Origin of the sequence: Gilliamella sp. Pra-s52 (assembly GCF_009795805.1) — a bacterium.
In the GTDB taxonomy this organism is placed as follows: Bacteria; Pseudomonadota; Gammaproteobacteria; order Enterobacterales; family Orbaceae; genus Gilliamella.
Window position 1 is genome coordinate 16,308 of record NZ_WTEY01000008.1, and the last position, 15,612, is coordinate 31,919.

The following is a 15,612-nucleotide window of genomic DNA, read 5'->3' on the forward strand; positions in this document are numbered from 1 at the left end:
TGCTTTTTTGTCATTTCTTATTTTTTATAGTTAAATTAAAATTTTATTGATTTTAAGATTATTTTTTTATTTCAAGAAAAGGAAAATAATGCTTGATTTTGGTAATAATAATCATTATCATTTAAATGTACTTTATTGGAGCTCGAAAGACTTCTGAAAAAGTATGACATTGCTCACATTGCTTCCAATGTTTGCCAGCCTAGCATTTGTTAAGCTGGCTTTTTTATTTTTGTGCGATTCATCATTATTCTAACTTTCAAATACTAGCTATTTGCTAATTCATTATTGATATCAAATAAAACAAGTAATGCTGCGCTACCACCATATTCTTTAGGTGCTTGATGAAAACAGACAATATTCGGATGTTGAGCTAACCACATAGGTGTCTGTTTTTTTAAAATGTTTTTTCCATGTCCATACATGATGCACGCACAATGTGCGTTTTCTCGTAAACAAGCAGCAATAAGTGCAGCGATCTCTTTTTTGGCTTCTTTTTGGGTTAATCCATGTAGATCTAAAAAAAACTCAGGTTCATAAAATCCACGACCTAGTTTTTTTACTTCGTATGGATCGGCGTTTTCTCGACTATAGCGAATAGGATCTTCTTGCAATAGTGGCTGATAATCATCGGAAAAATAAAACTCAGCATGAGTTTTTTCATGTTGTAGTTTTTCTGTAGCAATTATTTTTTGAGACCGTTTTAATGGTTTGTGAATAACGGTATCTTGCTTAAGCTTTTTTGTATTACCAATGCTACTTTTAAATAAGTTTATATCATCTTGGTCTAAATTAAATTTGTTTTGCATTGATTTTCACTCTGGGTAAACTTTTTGTTTAAATTCGCATAAGTCTTCAATAACACAAGCACCGCATCGGGGTTTTCTGGCAATACAGATATAACGACCATGTAAAATGAACCAATGGTGGCAATTTATTTTGTATTCTTCCGGCACTACTTTAAGCAATTTTTGTTCAACGGCTTCAACAGTTTTTCCTGGTGCAAAGCCTGTACGGTTACTTACTCTAAATATGTGAGTATCAACGGCGATAGTCGGCCAACCAAAAGCCGTATTTAATACGACATTTGCTGTTTTACGTCCAACGCCAGGTAACTCAATCAGTGCGTTAAAATCTTCGGGTACTTCGCCTTGATACTTATCAACTAAAATTTGGCACGTTTTTATTATGTTTTCAGCTTTACTATTGTAAAGCCCAATTGTACGAATATAGTTTTTTAAATTATCAACACCAAGAGCTAGAATTTGTTCAGCAGTATTTGCAATAGCAAATAATGGTTTTGTAGCTTTATTTACGCTGACATCTGTTGCTTGTGCCGAAAGAACTACCGCGATTAGTAGTTCAAAAGGTGTTTGATAAACTAGTTCTGTTGTAGGATCTTTAATATGATCCTTTAATTTTTGTAGAATTTGTATTCTGGTCGATTGTTTCACAAAGTTATTATATTAAAAATAGCATGCTACATATTATATACTTTTATTTACTATTTATCTGTAGCTCATATTTAGTTTTTATATACGCTTGGCAACAAAATACATCAGCAACCATTATAAATTGTCAATGACATTTATTTTAAACGTTGTACAAATTTTAGATATTTGTGTATTTACATTCCTAATCATCGACTTTTTAGCATGGTGATTTTATGATAAGCTAGCCAACTATTTTTTAATTTCATCAAACAAGGTTTTTTTAGATATGTCCTTACCAATGATTGTCACCTTTGCTGTGTACATTTTAGGCATGATTGCTATTGGCTATTTTGCGTTTCGATCAACGCAGAATTTTGGTGACTATATTTTAGGTGGGCGCCGTATCGGTAGTGTCGTGACTGCGCTTTCAGCTGGTGCTTCAGATATGAGTGGTTGGTTATTAATGGGGCTACCTGGTGCTGTTTTTTTATTTGGTGTTTCACAAAGTTGGATTGCTATTGGTTTGATAATCGGTGCTTATCTTAATTGGTTACTTATAGCAGGACGATTACGTGTTTTTACTGAAATTAATCATAACTCTTTAACATTGCCAGACTATTTTGCTCGCCGATTTGACGATAAAAGCTCTTTATTGCGTATTATTTCAGCGGTGATTATTCTTATCTTTTTTACTATTTATTGTGCATCTGGGGTTGTTGCTGGCGCTAAATTATTTGAAAGCACATTTGGTATGAGTTATGGCTGGGCAATGTTAGCCGGAGCTGGAGCAACAATTATTTATACCTTTATTGGTGGATTTTTGGCTGTAAGTTGGACTGATACCATTCAAGCTAGTTTGATGATGTTTGCCCTTATTTTAACGCCAATTATGGTTATGGTGAATGCTGGAGGATTTTCTGATGCAATGATTTATATTGAATCACTTAATTCTGATTACACCAATTTATTTTCCCATATGGATTTTATTGCAATTATTTCACTATTAGGTTGGGGACTTGGCTATTTTGGTCAACCGCATATTTTAGCTCGGTTTATGGCCGCTGATTCACATGATGTAATGAAAAATGCCCGTAGAATTAGTATGACTTGGATGATTCTATGTTTAGTTGGTGCAATCACGGTTGGTTTTTTTGGTATTGCTTTTTTTGCTCATCATCCCGATTTGGCTTACTTGATTAATGATGGTAAACATGAGCGTATTTTTATTGAATTATCAAAATTACTCTTTAATCCTTGGATTGCAGGTGTTTTGTTGGCCGCCATTTTAGCGGCAGTAATGAGTACATTAAGCTGTCAATTACTTGTTTGTTCAAGTGCGCTAACCGAAGATTTTTATCGCGCATTTTTTAGACCAAAAGCACAACAAAAAGAACTGGTTTGGGTTGGGCGTATTATGGTGTTATTGGTTTCAGTTATTGCTATTTTATTGGCGATAAATCCCAATAATAGTGTACTTGATTTGGTGAGTCATGCATGGGCTGGTTTTGGTGCCGCGTTTGGTCCAATTATTGTTTTTTCAGTATTTTGGTCTCGAATGACACGTAACGGTGCATTAGCTGGTATGATTGTTGGAGCTGCAACTGTATTGCTTTGGATTAATTTTAATTGGTTTAATCTTTATTCCCTTATTCCTGGCTTTTTATTTGCTTCTATTGCGATTGTGGTTTTTAGCCTTTTTGACAAAAAGCCTAATGAAATAGTGGAAGATCATTTTAAACAAGCGTATAAACGTTATCATAACAAAACAGAATAAATCTTATTTTAAAGTAAAGTAGAATATAAACGTAAAAAATTTAATAGGTAAATATCATGACAAAAAATGTGATCAAACAACTGCAAGAGCGTGGGCTGATTGCTCAGCTTACTGATGAAAAAGCTCTAATAGAACTAATAGAACAAAATCCTATTGCGCTTTATTGTGGTTTTGATCCTACTGCCGATAGTTTGCATCTTGGTCATTTAGTACCATTACTTTGTTTGAAGCGTTTTCAATTAGCTGGGCATAAACCGATTGCTTTGGTTGGTGGTGCAACTGGTCTAATTGGTGATCCGAGTTTTAAAGCAGTTGAACGCAAACTCAATACTGAAGAGACCGTAGTTGAGTGGAGCGAAAAAATTAAGCAACAAGTTTCTCCGTTTTTGGATTTTAATTGCGGTGAAAATGCAGCGATTGTTGCTAATAACTACGATTGGTTTAGCGGTATGAATGTGCTAACTTTTTTGCGTGATGTTGGTAAGTATTTTTCAGTTAATTCAATGATTAATAAAGAGTCAGTGAAACAGCGTATTGATCGTGATGAAGTAGGAATTTCATTTACCGAATTTTCTTATAGTTTGTTACAGTCGTATGATTTTGCTTGTTTGAACAAATCGCATGATGTTGTTTTACAAATTGGTGGTTCGGATCAGTGGGGTAACATTACTGCTGGTATTGATTTAACTCGTCGCTTACATCAAAAACAAGTTTATGGTTTGACCGTGCCGTTAATCACTAAATCAGATGGTACTAAATTTGGTAAAACTGAAAGTGGTGCAGTATGGCTTGATCCTAAAAAGACTAGCCCATATAAATTCTATCAGTTTTGGATCAATACTGCTGATGCAGATGTTTATCGCTTCTTAAAATTCTTTACCTTTATGCCGTTAAGTGAAATTGACGCATTAGAGGAAGAGGATAAAAATAGTGGTGTTGCACCTCGCGCGCAATACGTACTTGCTGAACAAGTTACTCGCTTAGTCCATGGTGAAGATGGGCTTGTTGCAGCAAAACGCATTACAGAAAGCCTGTTTTCAGGTAAATTAACTGATCTATCTGAAGCTGATTTTGAGCAATTAGCTCAAGATGGTATGCCAACATTAGCTGTTGAAAGTGATGTTGATTTACAACAAGCTATCGTTAATGCACAGTTTGCTCCGTCAAGAGGTCAGGCTAGAACGATGATCGAATCCAATGCTATTTCAATTAATGGTGAACGTAATACTACAACAGATTATCGTTTTACTGATAGCGATAAGCTTTTTAATCGTTATACTTTACTTCGTCGTGGCAAAAAATATTATTGCTTGTTAATTTGGAGTTAATCTCATGAAAAATATTTTATCGATTCAGTCACATGTTGTTTTTGGTCATGCAGGAAATAGCGCAGCTGAATTTCCTATTCGTCGATTAGGTGTTAATGTTTGGCCGTTAAACACCGTACAATTTTCTAACCATACTCAATATCGCCAATGGACTGGAACGGTAATGTCAGCATCTCATTTAACAGAGATTGCCGATGGAATTCATGAAATTGATGAATTGAAACGTTGTGATGCGGTATTAAGTGGCTATATGGGATCACCAGAGCAAGGCAATGCTATTATCGAGATTGTTAAAAAGGTAAAAGCTGTTAATCCAAATGCGATTTATCTTTGTGATCCTGTAATGGGTCATCCTGAAAAAGGTTGTTTTGTTGCACCTGGTGTATCAGAGTTTTTATGTAATACCGCTTTGCCTGTGGCTGATATGATGGCACCGAATATTTTAGAACTTGAAGAACTAAATGGTAAACAACGTATCAATAATGTTGACGAAGCAATATTAGCTTGTAGGCAATTATGTAAAAAAGGTCCTAAAGCAATCTTAGTCAAACATTTAAGCCGTGCAGGATATAAAAATGATCGTTTTGAAATGTTGCTTGTGACTCAAAACGAAGCGTGGCATATAGATCGCCCACTTGTTGATTTTGGTGTAAGGCAGCCAGTTGGTGTTGGTGATATGACTAGTGGACTGTTTTTAGCAAATATTTTGCTTGGTAAATCGTTGGTTGAGGCTTTTGAACACACGACTTCTGCCGTGTATGCTGTTATGCTTGAAACCTTAAAACAAGATGAATATGAACTACAATTAGTTGCAGCCCAAAATGAAATAGAAAAGCCGACACAGTGGTTTAGTGCGAAAAAAATTGCTTAATTGTAAAAATACGTAAAAGTATGTAAAATTATGTTAGCTAATGGTTAGTATGAAATTTATGAGGGGATAATGGACAATATTTCATTAGGAGTCATGCTCGCAGATTTACGAGAACAAATGGGGTTAACTCAAGATGATATTGCCAATAAAATTCATGTGAGAAAAACTGTAATTGACGATATAGAAAAAGACCAATTACCCCATGCCCCTTTCGTTTTTGTAAAAGGCTATATTCGTTCTTATGCCGAAATCGTTGGCTTATCAGCTGAGCAGTATCAGCCTTACATCGATGAATTAACCAAGCAGTCTAAATCTCAACAAAAGAAAATTCAAATCAAAACGCTTATAGTTAAAAAAAGAAGTAAAGCACCTTTTATTTTTATGGGTATATTTATTCTTCTTTGTGTTCTTGGTGTGGCTTTATATTTTATTAATAAAGATGATAAAAGTCATTTTGTTGAAGTCAGTCATTATGTTTCCCCATCTTCTTTTAACCATGTTAATAGTTAGCAAATTTTGTTATTCTCATACAGACATTTGCTTTAAATCTTGTTAAGATTGTTAGCTGGTTATTTTGTAATATCATTAGGCATGTTATGAGTCATCCTGATTCACCTATTATTAGACGAGAATCTACCCGAATTTATGTCGGTAGTGTGCCGATAGGTGGTGGTGCTCCTATCGCTGTTCAATCGATGACAAATACTCGTACAACGGATGTTGAAAAGACTGTTGCTCAAATTCGAGCACTTGAACGTGTAGGTGTTGATATTGTGCGAGTATCCGTTCCAACGATGGATGCAGCTGAGGCATTTAAATTAATTAAACAGCAAACTAACGTTCCACTTATTGCTGATATTCATTTTGATTATCGTATCGCTTTGAAAGTAGCGGAATATGGTGTTGATTGTTTAAGAATTAATCCCGGAAATATAGGGAATGAATCAAGGATCCGTGCTGTTGTTGATTGTGCCAGAGACAAAAATATTCCCATACGCATTGGTGTTAATTCGGGATCACTTGAAAAAGATATTCAAGAAAAATATGGTGAACCAACACCACAAGCGATTGTTGACTCAGCAATGCGCCACGTGGATATACTTGATCGATTTAATTTCGAACAATTTAAAGTGAGTGTAAAAGCATCAGATGTGTTTACTGCTGTTGATGCTTATCGCTTATTGGCTAAGCAAATTAAGCAACCATTGCATTTAGGTATTACCGAAGCTGGTGGTGTTCGTAGTGGTGCAGTTAAATCAGCAATAGGATTAGGATTATTATTATCAGAAGGGATTGGTGATACACTTCGCGTATCTTTAGCAGCCGATCCAACTGAAGAAGTGAAAGTAGGATTTGATATTTTAAAATCACTACGTATACGATCTCGTGGCATTAACTTTATTGCGTGTCCAACCTGTTCTCGCCAAGAGTTTGATGTCATTAGTACAGTCAACGCATTAGAACAACGGTTAGAAGACATCATTATACCGATGGATGTATCTATTATTGGTTGTGTGGTTAACGGTCCTGGTGAGGCTTTAGCTTCAACGATGGGCGTTGCTGGTGGTCATAATAAAAGTGGCTTTTATGAAGATGGTGTGCGTATCGGTCGTATTGATAACGAAAGAATGATTGATGAATTAGAAGCTAAAATTCGAGCTAAAGCATTAATTTTGAAAAATCGAATTGTAGCAACGGAATTATAATTTTATTTAATAGCGAATGAACGAATGACAGAAAAAAAAATCCAATCTATACGTGGGATGAATGATTTACTTCCTACAGATAGCGCAAGTTGGCAACAGATTGAAAAAATTGTTAAAGGTGTATTAAATAGCTATGGCTATAATGAAATAAGAACACCAATAGTTGAAGATACCGCACTATTTAAGCGAGCTGTGGGCGAGGTCACCGATATTGTTGAGAAAGAGATGTATACTTTCAATGATCGTAATGATGAAAGCATCACTCTACGCCCTGAAATTACTGCGGGTTGTGTTCGTGCAGGTATTGAACACGGACTTTTTTATAATCAAGAACAACGCCTTTGGTATTTAGGACCCGCTTTTCGTTACGAAAAACCACAAAAAGGACGTTATCGTCAATTTCATCAGTTTGGTGTTGAAGTCTTTGGGCTTGAAGGACCAAACATTGATGCAGAGCTTATTCTTTTAACTGCACGCTTTTGGAAAGCGTTAGGTCTGGAAAATCATACGTCCTTAGAACTCAATTCAATTGGATCACTTGAAGCAAGAGCCAATTATCGAAATGCACTTGTTGCTTTTCTTGAGCAATATAAAGACAAATTGGATGAAGACTGTTTACGTAGAATGTATACTAATCCATTACGAGTCCTTGACTCAAAAAATCCAGTTGTGCAGGAGCTACTTAATCAGGCGCCAAAATTGTTTGATTATTTAGACGAAGAATCGAAACAACATTTTGAAGGGTTATGTCGTCTACTGGATAATGCAGGGATAAAATATAATATTAATCAGCGATTAGTTCGTGGTTTAGATTACTATAACCGTACTGTATTTGAATGGGTAACCACTAGTTTAGGTGCACAAGGTACTGTTTGTGGTGGTGGTCGTTATGATGGGTTAGTTAGCCAACTTGGTGGGCAACCGACACCAGCAGTTGGGTTTGCAATGGGGGTTGAGCGTTTAGTATTATTAGTTCAAGCTGTTAATCCATCATTCAATTGTGATAATTCAATTGACGTGTACATGATCTCATCGGGCGATGAAAAGACAATTTCAGTTGCACAAAATATTGCTGAGTTATTACGCGATAGCCTACCTAATTGGCGAATTATGACAAATTATGGTAGTAGTAATTTTAAAAAACAATTTGCCAAGGCTGATAAATTAGGTGCTAAAATAGCGATTATTATTGGTGAAAATGAACTAACTAATCAGTCTGTAATGATTAAAAATTTACAAACAGGCGAACAAGTTGAAGTAGCACAAAAAGAAGTTGTCCAAACTTGTTTAGCGATTAAGTAAAGAATAGGAGAAAAACGTGAGTCATCAATTATCGAGTGAAGAACAACTTGAAAAAATAAAAAGCTTTTTTGCTAAAAGATGGAAAATTATGGTTGCCATTGTGGTGATCGGATTATTGGCTTTTTATGGTTGGCGCTATTGGCAATCATATAAAACTGAAAAGGCAATTGAATATTCAGATAAGTACGAGCAGCTAATTGCTGAGTTAGATGATGCTAAGACAGATTCTGTTAATGAATTGGTCTCTTTTGCTAAAGACAACGATACTATTTACGGTGTATTTGCTAGTTTGCGTGCGGCTAAATTTTATGTTGAAGTTTTAAAAGACTACCACGGCGCGCAAGAATTATTAGTTGATGCATTAAAGAAAACTGACTCAGAACCGATTAAAACGATTATTAATATTCGTATTGCGCGATTACAATATCAACAAGGTCAATATCAAGAAAGTTTAACTTCGTTAAGCCATATTAATAATGAAAGCTGGGGAGCAGTAATTAACGATCTTCGTGGCGATGTCTTTGTTAAAATGACACATTATGCTGATGCTGTCGATGCTTACAACGTTGCGCTAACCTCTTCACCAACCCCAGATTTAGAAGAAATCATTAAAATGAAGCTGAATCAAGCCGAATATTTAAAAGCAAAGCAACAAGTTGAACAAGAAGCCCAAGCGGCTAAAGAAAAAGCCGAACAAGAGGCTAAAGAAAAGCAAGCAACAGAAGAAAGTAAAAATTAATTTATCCTGCTATAAGGGTCTATACAATGAAGTTATCTAAATATTTTTTTACTGGTGTTTTTATGTTTTCACTCGTTGGATGCTCTTTATTCGGTAAAGAAGAAGATATTGTTCAAGTTTCACCGTCACCAACGATAAACAATCAATTTCCTATTCAGCAAGTATGGAAAAATAGCACTGCAGGCAATACTCATATTTATTCATTATTAGGTCCGATTAATTATGATAATGTTATTTATGTAGCTAGTCGTAGTGGGCAAGTTAAAGCTATTGAATTATCAAACGGTAAAACATTGTGGGATGTAAATCTATCAAAAAGTACACTTTTTAGTAGCAAAACTGCATTATTTTCAGGAGGCGTAAGTGCTGATGATAAATATGTCTATGTGGGCAGTGAGCGAGCTATTGTGTATGCATTAGATCGTCAAGACGGAAAAGTAGTATGGGAAAAACCAGTAAAGGGCGAAGTTCTTGCTCGTCCTGTATCTTCTGAAGACAAATTAATCATTCATACCGCAAGTGGCATTCTTCAAGGCCTAAATCGTGATACGGGTGATAATTTGTGGGATGTATCCTTAGAAGTTCCGGCATTGTCGCTAAGAGGTAACTCGACGCCAACAATTGCTCATGGTGCAGCTATTTTTGGCGATGATAATGGGCGAGTAAATGCTTACTATATTAATGATGGTCAATTAATTTGGCAGCAACGTATTTCGCAACCATCAGGCTCTACTGAAATTGCAAAATTAAATGATGTTGATTCAACCCCCGTTGTTGAAGGTAATTTAGTTTATTCAGTTGGTTATAATGGTAGTATTGTTGCACTTGATTTAAGTGACGGACAACCAGTTTGGCGTAAAGAGCTTGGTTCTATTCACAGCTTTGCTGTTGATACCAATCGATTATTTGTTATTGATCAAAACGATAACGTTCAAGCTATTACTAAAAATGGTGGTGCAGTGCTTTGGACCAAATCAGATCTTAGTCATCGTCAGTTAACTGATCCTGTTCTTTACCAAAATTATATTGTGTTTGGTGATTTTGAAGGTTACCTATACTGGCTAAATACAGAAAATGGTGAACTTGTCGCAAAAACACAAGTGAGTAGTAGTGGATTAATATCTAAACCATTAGTGGTAGACAATAAAGTCATTGTTCAAGCTAAAAATGGTGATATTTACGCTTTTACAAAAAATTAATATACAAGATTAAAGCAATTTAGAGAAGAAACATGGTACCTGTTGTAGCACTTGTTGGTCGTCCAAATGTTGGAAAGTCGACTTTATTTAATCGGTTAACGAGAACCCGAGATGCATTAGTAGCGGACTTTCCTGGATTAACACGTGATCGTAAGTATGGGCGAGCAGAAATTAAGGGCCATGAGTATATCTTGATTGATACGGGTGGTATTGATGGCACTGAAGATGGGGTTGAAAGCTTTATGGCTGAACAATCCCTACAAGCCATAGAAGAAGCTGATATCGTTCTTTTTTTAGTTGATGCTAGAGCGGGAGCAATGCCTGCGGATCATGCTATTGCTAAGCACTTGCGTTCTCGCCAAAAAGCTACTTTTTTAGTTGCCAATAAAATTGACGGAATCGACGCTGATAGCGCAATTTCTGATTTTTATGGTTTAGGATTAGGCGAAATTTACCCAATAGCGGCCAGTCACGGTCGTGGGGTCAGCGTATTGATTGAAACTGTATTAGATCCTATTTTTCAGTTTGATGATGAACAAAATAGTGATTTTGATGACGACGAACAATCTAACGACTTAGCGCTGTCTTATGATGATTCCGAGTTTAATAATACAGAATCATTAATCAACCAACCAATCAAAGTAGCGATAGTTGGACGACCAAATGTTGGTAAGTCTACACTAACTAACCGTATTTTAGGAGAAGAGCGAGTCGTTGTTTATGACTTGCCCGGCACAACGCGCGACAGTATTTACATACCAATGACGCGGGATGAGCGTGAATATATCTTGATTGACACGGCTGGTGTGCGTAAACGTGGAAAAGTCACCGAAACGGTTGAAAAATTTTCCGTCATTAAAACGTTACAAGCAATTGAAGATGCTAATGTGGTAATTTTAGTGATTGATGCCAGAGAAGGCGTTTCGGATCAAGACTTATCGTTACTGGGTTTTATTATCAATAGTGGGCGCTCACTGGTTATTGCGGTTAATAAATGGGATGGTTTGTCTCAAGATATCAAAGAACAAGTTAAAGCAACACTTGATGATCGACTTGATTTTATTGATTTTGCGCGTGTGCACTTTATCTCTGCTCTTCATGGTAGTGGTGTAGGTAACTTATTTGACTCAATTCAAGAAGCCTATGATTGTGCAACTCGACGAATCAATACGGCATTATTAACCAAAATTATGCAAATGGCACAAGATGATCACCAACCACCATTGGTAAAAGGACGTCGAGTTAAATTAAAATATGCTCATGCAGGTGGTTATAACCCACCCATTGTTGTAATTCATGGTAACCAAGTTGAAGATCTACCAGATTCTTATAAGCGTTATTTGATGAACTATTTTAGACGTTCGTTAAAAATTATGGGTTCACCTATTCGAATTCAATTTAAAGAAGGCAACAATCCATTTGAGGGTAGAAAAAACAGCTTAACTGCCTCACAACAGCGCAAACGACGCCGATTGATGAAACATGTAAGAGGGCGAAAATAATTTATGTCAAAACAACAAATAGCGGTCGAAAGCGGACAAGAAGGCATTTGTCCAAAATGTCATCATAAAATGACAATTACCTCACCGCAACATTATCAATGCTCTCAATGTCAGCAGCATTATCTTGAACAATACATTTGCCCTATTTGTCAACAACAGGCTCAAATAATTAAAGGCTGTGGGGCAGTTAACTATATTTGTCATACTGATGGTTTGATTTCCAGCAGTAAAGTGATATTTCATTATTTACCAGAATAGAAGACTTTATTTATATTAAAGGCCATAAGAGGTTATTTTATGCGAATTATTTTATTAGGAGCACCAGGAGCAGGCAAGGGAACGCAAGCACAATTTATTATGCAAAAATATGGGGTCCCCCAAATTTCAACCGGTGATATGTTACGCGCAGCAGTAAAAGCCGGTACGCCGCTAGGTTTACAAGCTAAAGAACTCATGGATGCAGGTAAACTTGTTACCGACGAATTAGTGATTGCGTTAGTCAAAGAGCGTATTGCACAGAGTGATTGCGTCAATGGCTTTTTGTTAGATGGATTTCCTCGCACCGTGCCACAGGCTGATGCCATGAAAGCTGCGGGTATTAATGTTGACTATGTACTTGAGTTTGATGTACCCGATGCAGTGATTATTGATCGCATGAGTGGACGTCGAATTCATGCACCTTCTGGTCGGGTTTATCATGTTCGTCATAATCCACCTAAAGTTGAAAATATTGATGATGTTACAGGCGAACCGCTGACAATTCGTAAAGATGATAACGAAGAAATTGTTCGTAAACGCCTTGTTGAATATCACGATCTAACTAAACCACTTATTAGTTATTATCAGCATGAAGCCAAAGAAGGGCGAACACAATATTTCCGAATTGATGGCACGCAAGCTGTTGCTGATGTAACCAAAGAGTTAGCTAACATTTTAGGATAATTTGTTTATCAATTAAAAGAGCAAGGCAGTGAACTATCTTGCTCTTTCTCTTTCAAGTTGGTTAATATTGTTGCTTATATAGCAAAAACAAAAGCGAAGTCATAACCAATACTGCCAAAAAACGTTCAGGAAAGTTATTGATTTTATTCGATTTTTTTTGACGTGTTTTTCTTTATAGAAGTGAAAAATTTATTCAAAAATCAGTCAGAAAAAGTATTGATTTTATTGGAGTTTTTAGTTTGGTGATATTACTCAAAATAGCGCCTTATCAATAACAATAAAACGCCATTTTGAATAGAAAAGCAAAACGCTATAAAACCATTCTTACAATATCAATTTCGCCCAATTCTTTATAAAGATTCTCGATCTGATCAATATGTGTTGCATTGATGGTAATTGAAACTGAATGATAATTACCTTTACTACTCGGTTTAATTGATGGCGTATAATCACCTGGAGCATGACGCTGAATGACAGATACCACTTTGTCGACAAGCTCTGGTTTGGCTTCTCCCATGACTTTATAGGTAAAAGAACATGGAAACTCTAATAATTCATTTAATTTTGTTGGTTGCATAATCTTATTTTCTCAGTTACTGGTTCGATGTATCCATATCAAGAATCATTAGTATATATAGGCGGTTTAGCGTTCTTCAAGTAACGAACAATAAACATCGCTTTTTAAAGTATATATTTTGAGCTATGATAAGAAAATTCTAACATAGTGAAATAAACGTATCTTGCTATTTATCTATAAGGCTAAAACATCATGTCATCTAATTCCAATCATAAAGAACCTTTCGGTACATTATTAGGTTATGCACCGGGTGGTGTTGCTATTTATTCATCTGATTATGAAACATTAGATAAAAATCAATACCCAAATGATGCCTCATTTCGTAGTTATTGTGGATATGAATATATGGGGTACAAATGGCAATGCGTTGAATTTGCAAGACGATTTTTATTTTTAAATTATGGCATTGTCTTTACTGATGTGGGAATGGCGCATGAAATTTTTTCACTTCGTTTTTTAAGGCAAGTTGTTAATGAGGCGATTTTACCTTTGCAAGCATATGCTAATGGCAGCAAAAAAATGCCCGAGGCGGGCTCGTTATTGATATGGGATGATGGTGGCGTGTTTGATCGTACAGGTCATGTTGCGGTTATAACCGAAGTATTTGAAGACAAAGTCCGAGTGGCAGAGCAAAATGTCATCCATGTGCGACTACCTATTGGGCAACAATGGACACGCGAACTTAAGATGAGCGTGACAAACGAAGGTTATCAATTACATGATACGTTTGATGATACTAAAATTTTAGGATGGATGATCCAAACAGATGACACTGCATATAGCTTGCCACAACCAACCGTCGCAAATCCATTACTGACTATTCATAGTGCTCACCTTAAAAATGAAGGGCAATTTGATAAAAAGTGGTTGAATGAATCAGATCCCTTAGACAACGCCTATGTATTAGCAGCAGGTCATGCGATTAGCCATGATGATCATTATCGTTATTTCATGATTTCCGAAAGTGCTGAACAAGAATTAATTCGAGCCACCAATGAATTGCATTTAATGTATTTACATGCGACCGACAAAGTTTTAAAAAATAATGATTTATTAAAGAATTTTAATATTCCCGAAATACTTTGGCCAAGATTGAGGCTTTCATGGCAGCAACGCCGTTACCAAATGATAACGGGTCGATTAGATTTCTGTATGGATGAAAGAGGCTTAAAAGTGTATGAATATAACGCCGATTCCGCCTCATGCCATACTGAAGCGGGCTATATTTTACAAAAATGGGCTATTCAAGCTGGATTAAATCGAGGAACTAACCCGAGTAGTGGTTTACTCAATTCTTTGGCTGACTGTTGGCGACATAGTGATGCTCAACCTTTTGTCCATATCATGCAAGATAATGATAGTGAAGAAAATTACCATGCGTTATTTATGCAAACGGCGCTTACTCAGGCCGGATTTGATAGCAAAATCTTGCGGGGACTCAATGGATTAAGATGGGATAAACGTGGTCAACTTGTGGATGATGACGATCGCCAAGTTACCTGTGTTTGGAAAACGTGGGCTTGGGAAACGGTATTAGAACAGCTTCGTGAGGAAAGTGAAGCACAAATTGCAGGTTTACCAATTCGCACTTGGCATCCTGACAATACAGTTAGGTTAATTGATGTCTTATTGCGACCAGAAATCTCGGTTTTCGAGCCACTATGGACGGTAATTCCAAGTAATAAAACTATCTTACCTGTATTATGGTCATTGTTTCCAAATCACCGTTATTTATTAGAATCCACATTTGAACTCAATGAAAGCTTAATTAAAAAGGGGTACGCGGCTAAACCAATAGCAGGACGTCGTGGAAGTGATATCCAATTAGTAAGTCATCAAGAGCAGATCCTTGATAAAACAGTTGGACGTTTTGCTAAACAAGAAAATATTTATCAAGAACTATGGTGCTTACCAAAAGTCGAAGATCGTTATCTACAGCTATGTACCTTTACGGTGGGTGGGCACTATGGAGGTACATGTTTACGCTCTGATCCTTCTTTAGTAATAAAAGGTGAAAGTGATATGCAACCGTTGCGAGTATTAACAGATGATGAGTTTTTAAAATAAAATTGTCAAAAATATATAGGAAAACCGCTTTTTATCATTGTCGATATGTTTGTTAAAAATTAGCAAGAAATATGATTAAAAATTTATAATACGCATATTGACATCAATTACAATAATGGCGTTTTCTGTTAAACTTGTTTTTACTGTAAAAAAATGATAAGAAATAAAAATAATA

The 15,612-nt window shown here is 36.0% G+C and carries 15 protein-coding genes; 12 read left to right on the plus strand and 3 right to left on the minus strand.

Annotated features, from left to right (window positions below):
* Window positions 1-263: 263 nt before the first annotated feature.
* Together smrB and nth are read right to left on the minus strand one after the other, a co-directional pair.
* Window positions 264-806 (minus strand): endonuclease SmrB, encoded by a 543-nt coding sequence (smrB, locus tag GQ594_RS07140; protein WP_160400812.1) that lies wholly within the window; start codon window positions 804-806, stop codon window positions 264-266.
* Window positions 807-812: 6 nt separating this feature from the next.
* Entirely contained in the window at window positions 813-1,451 is a 639-nt protein-coding gene (gene nth, locus GQ594_RS07145) for an endonuclease III (RefSeq protein WP_160411982.1), read from the minus strand.
* Window positions 1,452-1,716: 265 nt separating this feature from the next.
* Between nth and putP the strand changes: the two genes are divergently transcribed.
* The 11 genes from putP to adk all read left to right on the plus strand — a co-directional run bounded on the left by putP (window position 1,717) and on the right by adk (window position 12,793).
* Window positions 1,717-3,204, plus strand: a complete 1,488-nt coding sequence (putP, locus tag GQ594_RS07150; RefSeq protein ID WP_160400810.1) for a sodium/proline symporter PutP — start codon at window positions 1,717-1,719, stop codon at window positions 3,202-3,204.
* 56 nt (window positions 3,205-3,260) lie between these two features.
* Window positions 3,261-4,532, plus strand: a complete 1,272-nt coding sequence (gene tyrS / locus GQ594_RS07155) for a tyrosine--tRNA ligase (RefSeq protein ID WP_202112517.1) — start codon at window positions 3,261-3,263, stop codon at window positions 4,530-4,532.
* Between the two features lie 4 nt (window positions 4,533-4,536).
* On the plus strand, window positions 4,537-5,403 hold the full coding sequence (gene pdxY, locus GQ594_RS07160) for a pyridoxal kinase PdxY (RefSeq protein WP_160400809.1): 867 nt from the start codon (window positions 4,537-4,539) through the stop codon (window positions 5,401-5,403).
* Between the two features lie 69 nt (window positions 5,404-5,472).
* A complete protein-coding gene (locus tag GQ594_RS07165; RefSeq protein ID WP_160400808.1) occupies window positions 5,473-5,913 on the plus strand; it encodes a helix-turn-helix domain-containing protein in 441 nt (146 codons plus the stop codon).
* A gap of 86 nt (window positions 5,914-5,999) precedes the next feature.
* Entirely contained in the window at window positions 6,000-7,109 is a 1,110-nt protein-coding gene (gene ispG, locus GQ594_RS07170) for a flavodoxin-dependent (E)-4-hydroxy-3-methylbut-2-enyl-diphosphate synthase (RefSeq protein ID WP_160411981.1), read from the plus strand.
* Window positions 7,110-7,133: 24 nt separating this feature from the next.
* On the plus strand, window positions 7,134-8,411 hold the full coding sequence (gene hisS / locus GQ594_RS07175) for a histidine--tRNA ligase (protein WP_160400806.1): 1,278 nt from the start codon (window positions 7,134-7,136) through the stop codon (window positions 8,409-8,411).
* Between the two features lie 16 nt (window positions 8,412-8,427).
* A complete protein-coding gene (locus GQ594_RS07180; protein WP_160411980.1) occupies window positions 8,428-9,150 on the plus strand; it encodes a tetratricopeptide repeat protein in 723 nt (240 codons plus the stop codon).
* 26 nt (window positions 9,151-9,176) lie between these two features.
* Window positions 9,177-10,349 carry an outer membrane protein assembly factor BamB gene (gene bamB, locus GQ594_RS07185; RefSeq protein WP_160411979.1) on the plus strand — a complete coding sequence of 391 codons (1,173 nt, stop codon included), beginning with the start codon at window positions 9,177-9,179 and terminating at the stop codon, window positions 10,347-10,349.
* Between the two features lie 32 nt (window positions 10,350-10,381).
* The gene (gene der / locus GQ594_RS07190; protein ID WP_160411978.1) at window positions 10,382-11,851 is read left to right on the plus strand and encodes a ribosome biogenesis GTPase Der; all 1,470 of its coding nucleotides are present in this window, start codon (window positions 10,382-10,384) and stop codon (window positions 11,849-11,851) included.
* Window positions 11,852-11,854: 3 nt separating this feature from the next.
* A complete protein-coding gene (locus GQ594_RS07195) occupies window positions 11,855-12,109 on the plus strand; it encodes a YfgJ family double zinc ribbon protein (protein WP_160400802.1) in 255 nt (84 codons plus the stop codon).
* Between the two features lie 39 nt (window positions 12,110-12,148).
* Window positions 12,149-12,793, plus strand: a complete 645-nt coding sequence (adk, locus tag GQ594_RS07200) for an adenylate kinase (RefSeq protein ID WP_160400801.1) — start codon at window positions 12,149-12,151, stop codon at window positions 12,791-12,793.
* A gap of 310 nt (window positions 12,794-13,103) precedes the next feature.
* On the opposite strand, the gene ybeD is transcribed toward adk, so the two are convergent.
* The gene (ybeD, locus tag GQ594_RS07205; RefSeq protein ID WP_085247195.1) at window positions 13,104-13,370 is read right to left on the minus strand and encodes a DUF493 family protein YbeD; all 267 of its coding nucleotides are present in this window, start codon (window positions 13,368-13,370) and stop codon (window positions 13,104-13,106) included.
* 192 nt (window positions 13,371-13,562) lie between these two features.
* On the opposite strand from ybeD, the gene gss reads away from it, so the two are divergent.
* Window positions 13,563-15,437 carry a bifunctional glutathionylspermidine amidase/synthase gene (gene gss / locus GQ594_RS07210; RefSeq protein WP_160411977.1) on the plus strand — a complete coding sequence of 625 codons (1,875 nt, stop codon included), beginning with the start codon at window positions 13,563-13,565 and terminating at the stop codon, window positions 15,435-15,437.
* The last annotated feature ends 175 nt before the right edge of the window (window positions 15,438-15,612 follow it).

What these genes read in the sequence shown, in the direction of transcription:
- smrB (WP_160400812.1), bottom strand. Translation starts at nt 806, where the DNA reads ATGCAAAACAAATTTAATTTAGACCAAGATGATATAAACTTATTTAAA.
- putP (WP_160400810.1), top strand. Translation starts at nt 1,717, where the DNA reads ATGTCCTTACCAATGATTGTCACCTTTGCTGTGTACATTTTAGGCATG.
- tyrS (WP_202112517.1), top strand. Translation starts at nt 3,261, where the DNA reads ATGACAAAAAATGTGATCAAACAACTGCAAGAGCGTGGGCTGATTGCT.
- pdxY (WP_160400809.1), top strand. Translation starts at nt 4,537, where the DNA reads ATGAAAAATATTTTATCGATTCAGTCACATGTTGTTTTTGGTCATGCA.
- GQ594_RS07165 (WP_160400808.1), top strand. Translation starts at nt 5,473, where the DNA reads ATGGACAATATTTCATTAGGAGTCATGCTCGCAGATTTACGAGAACAA.
- ispG (WP_160411981.1), top strand. Translation starts at nt 6,000, where the DNA reads ATGAGTCATCCTGATTCACCTATTATTAGACGAGAATCTACCCGAATT.
- hisS (WP_160400806.1), top strand. Translation starts at nt 7,134, where the DNA reads ATGACAGAAAAAAAAATCCAATCTATACGTGGGATGAATGATTTACTT.
- bamB (WP_160411979.1), top strand. Translation starts at nt 9,177, where the DNA reads ATGAAGTTATCTAAATATTTTTTTACTGGTGTTTTTATGTTTTCACTC.
- der (WP_160411978.1), top strand. Translation starts at nt 10,382, where the DNA reads ATGGTACCTGTTGTAGCACTTGTTGGTCGTCCAAATGTTGGAAAGTCG.
- GQ594_RS07195 (WP_160400802.1), top strand. Translation starts at nt 11,855, where the DNA reads ATGTCAAAACAACAAATAGCGGTCGAAAGCGGACAAGAAGGCATTTGT.
- adk (WP_160400801.1), top strand. Translation starts at nt 12,149, where the DNA reads ATGCGAATTATTTTATTAGGAGCACCAGGAGCAGGCAAGGGAACGCAA.
- ybeD (WP_085247195.1), bottom strand. Translation starts at nt 13,370, where the DNA reads ATGCAACCAACAAAATTAAATGAATTATTAGAGTTTCCATGTTCTTTT.
- gss (WP_160411977.1), top strand. Translation starts at nt 13,563, where the DNA reads ATGTCATCTAATTCCAATCATAAAGAACCTTTCGGTACATTATTAGGT.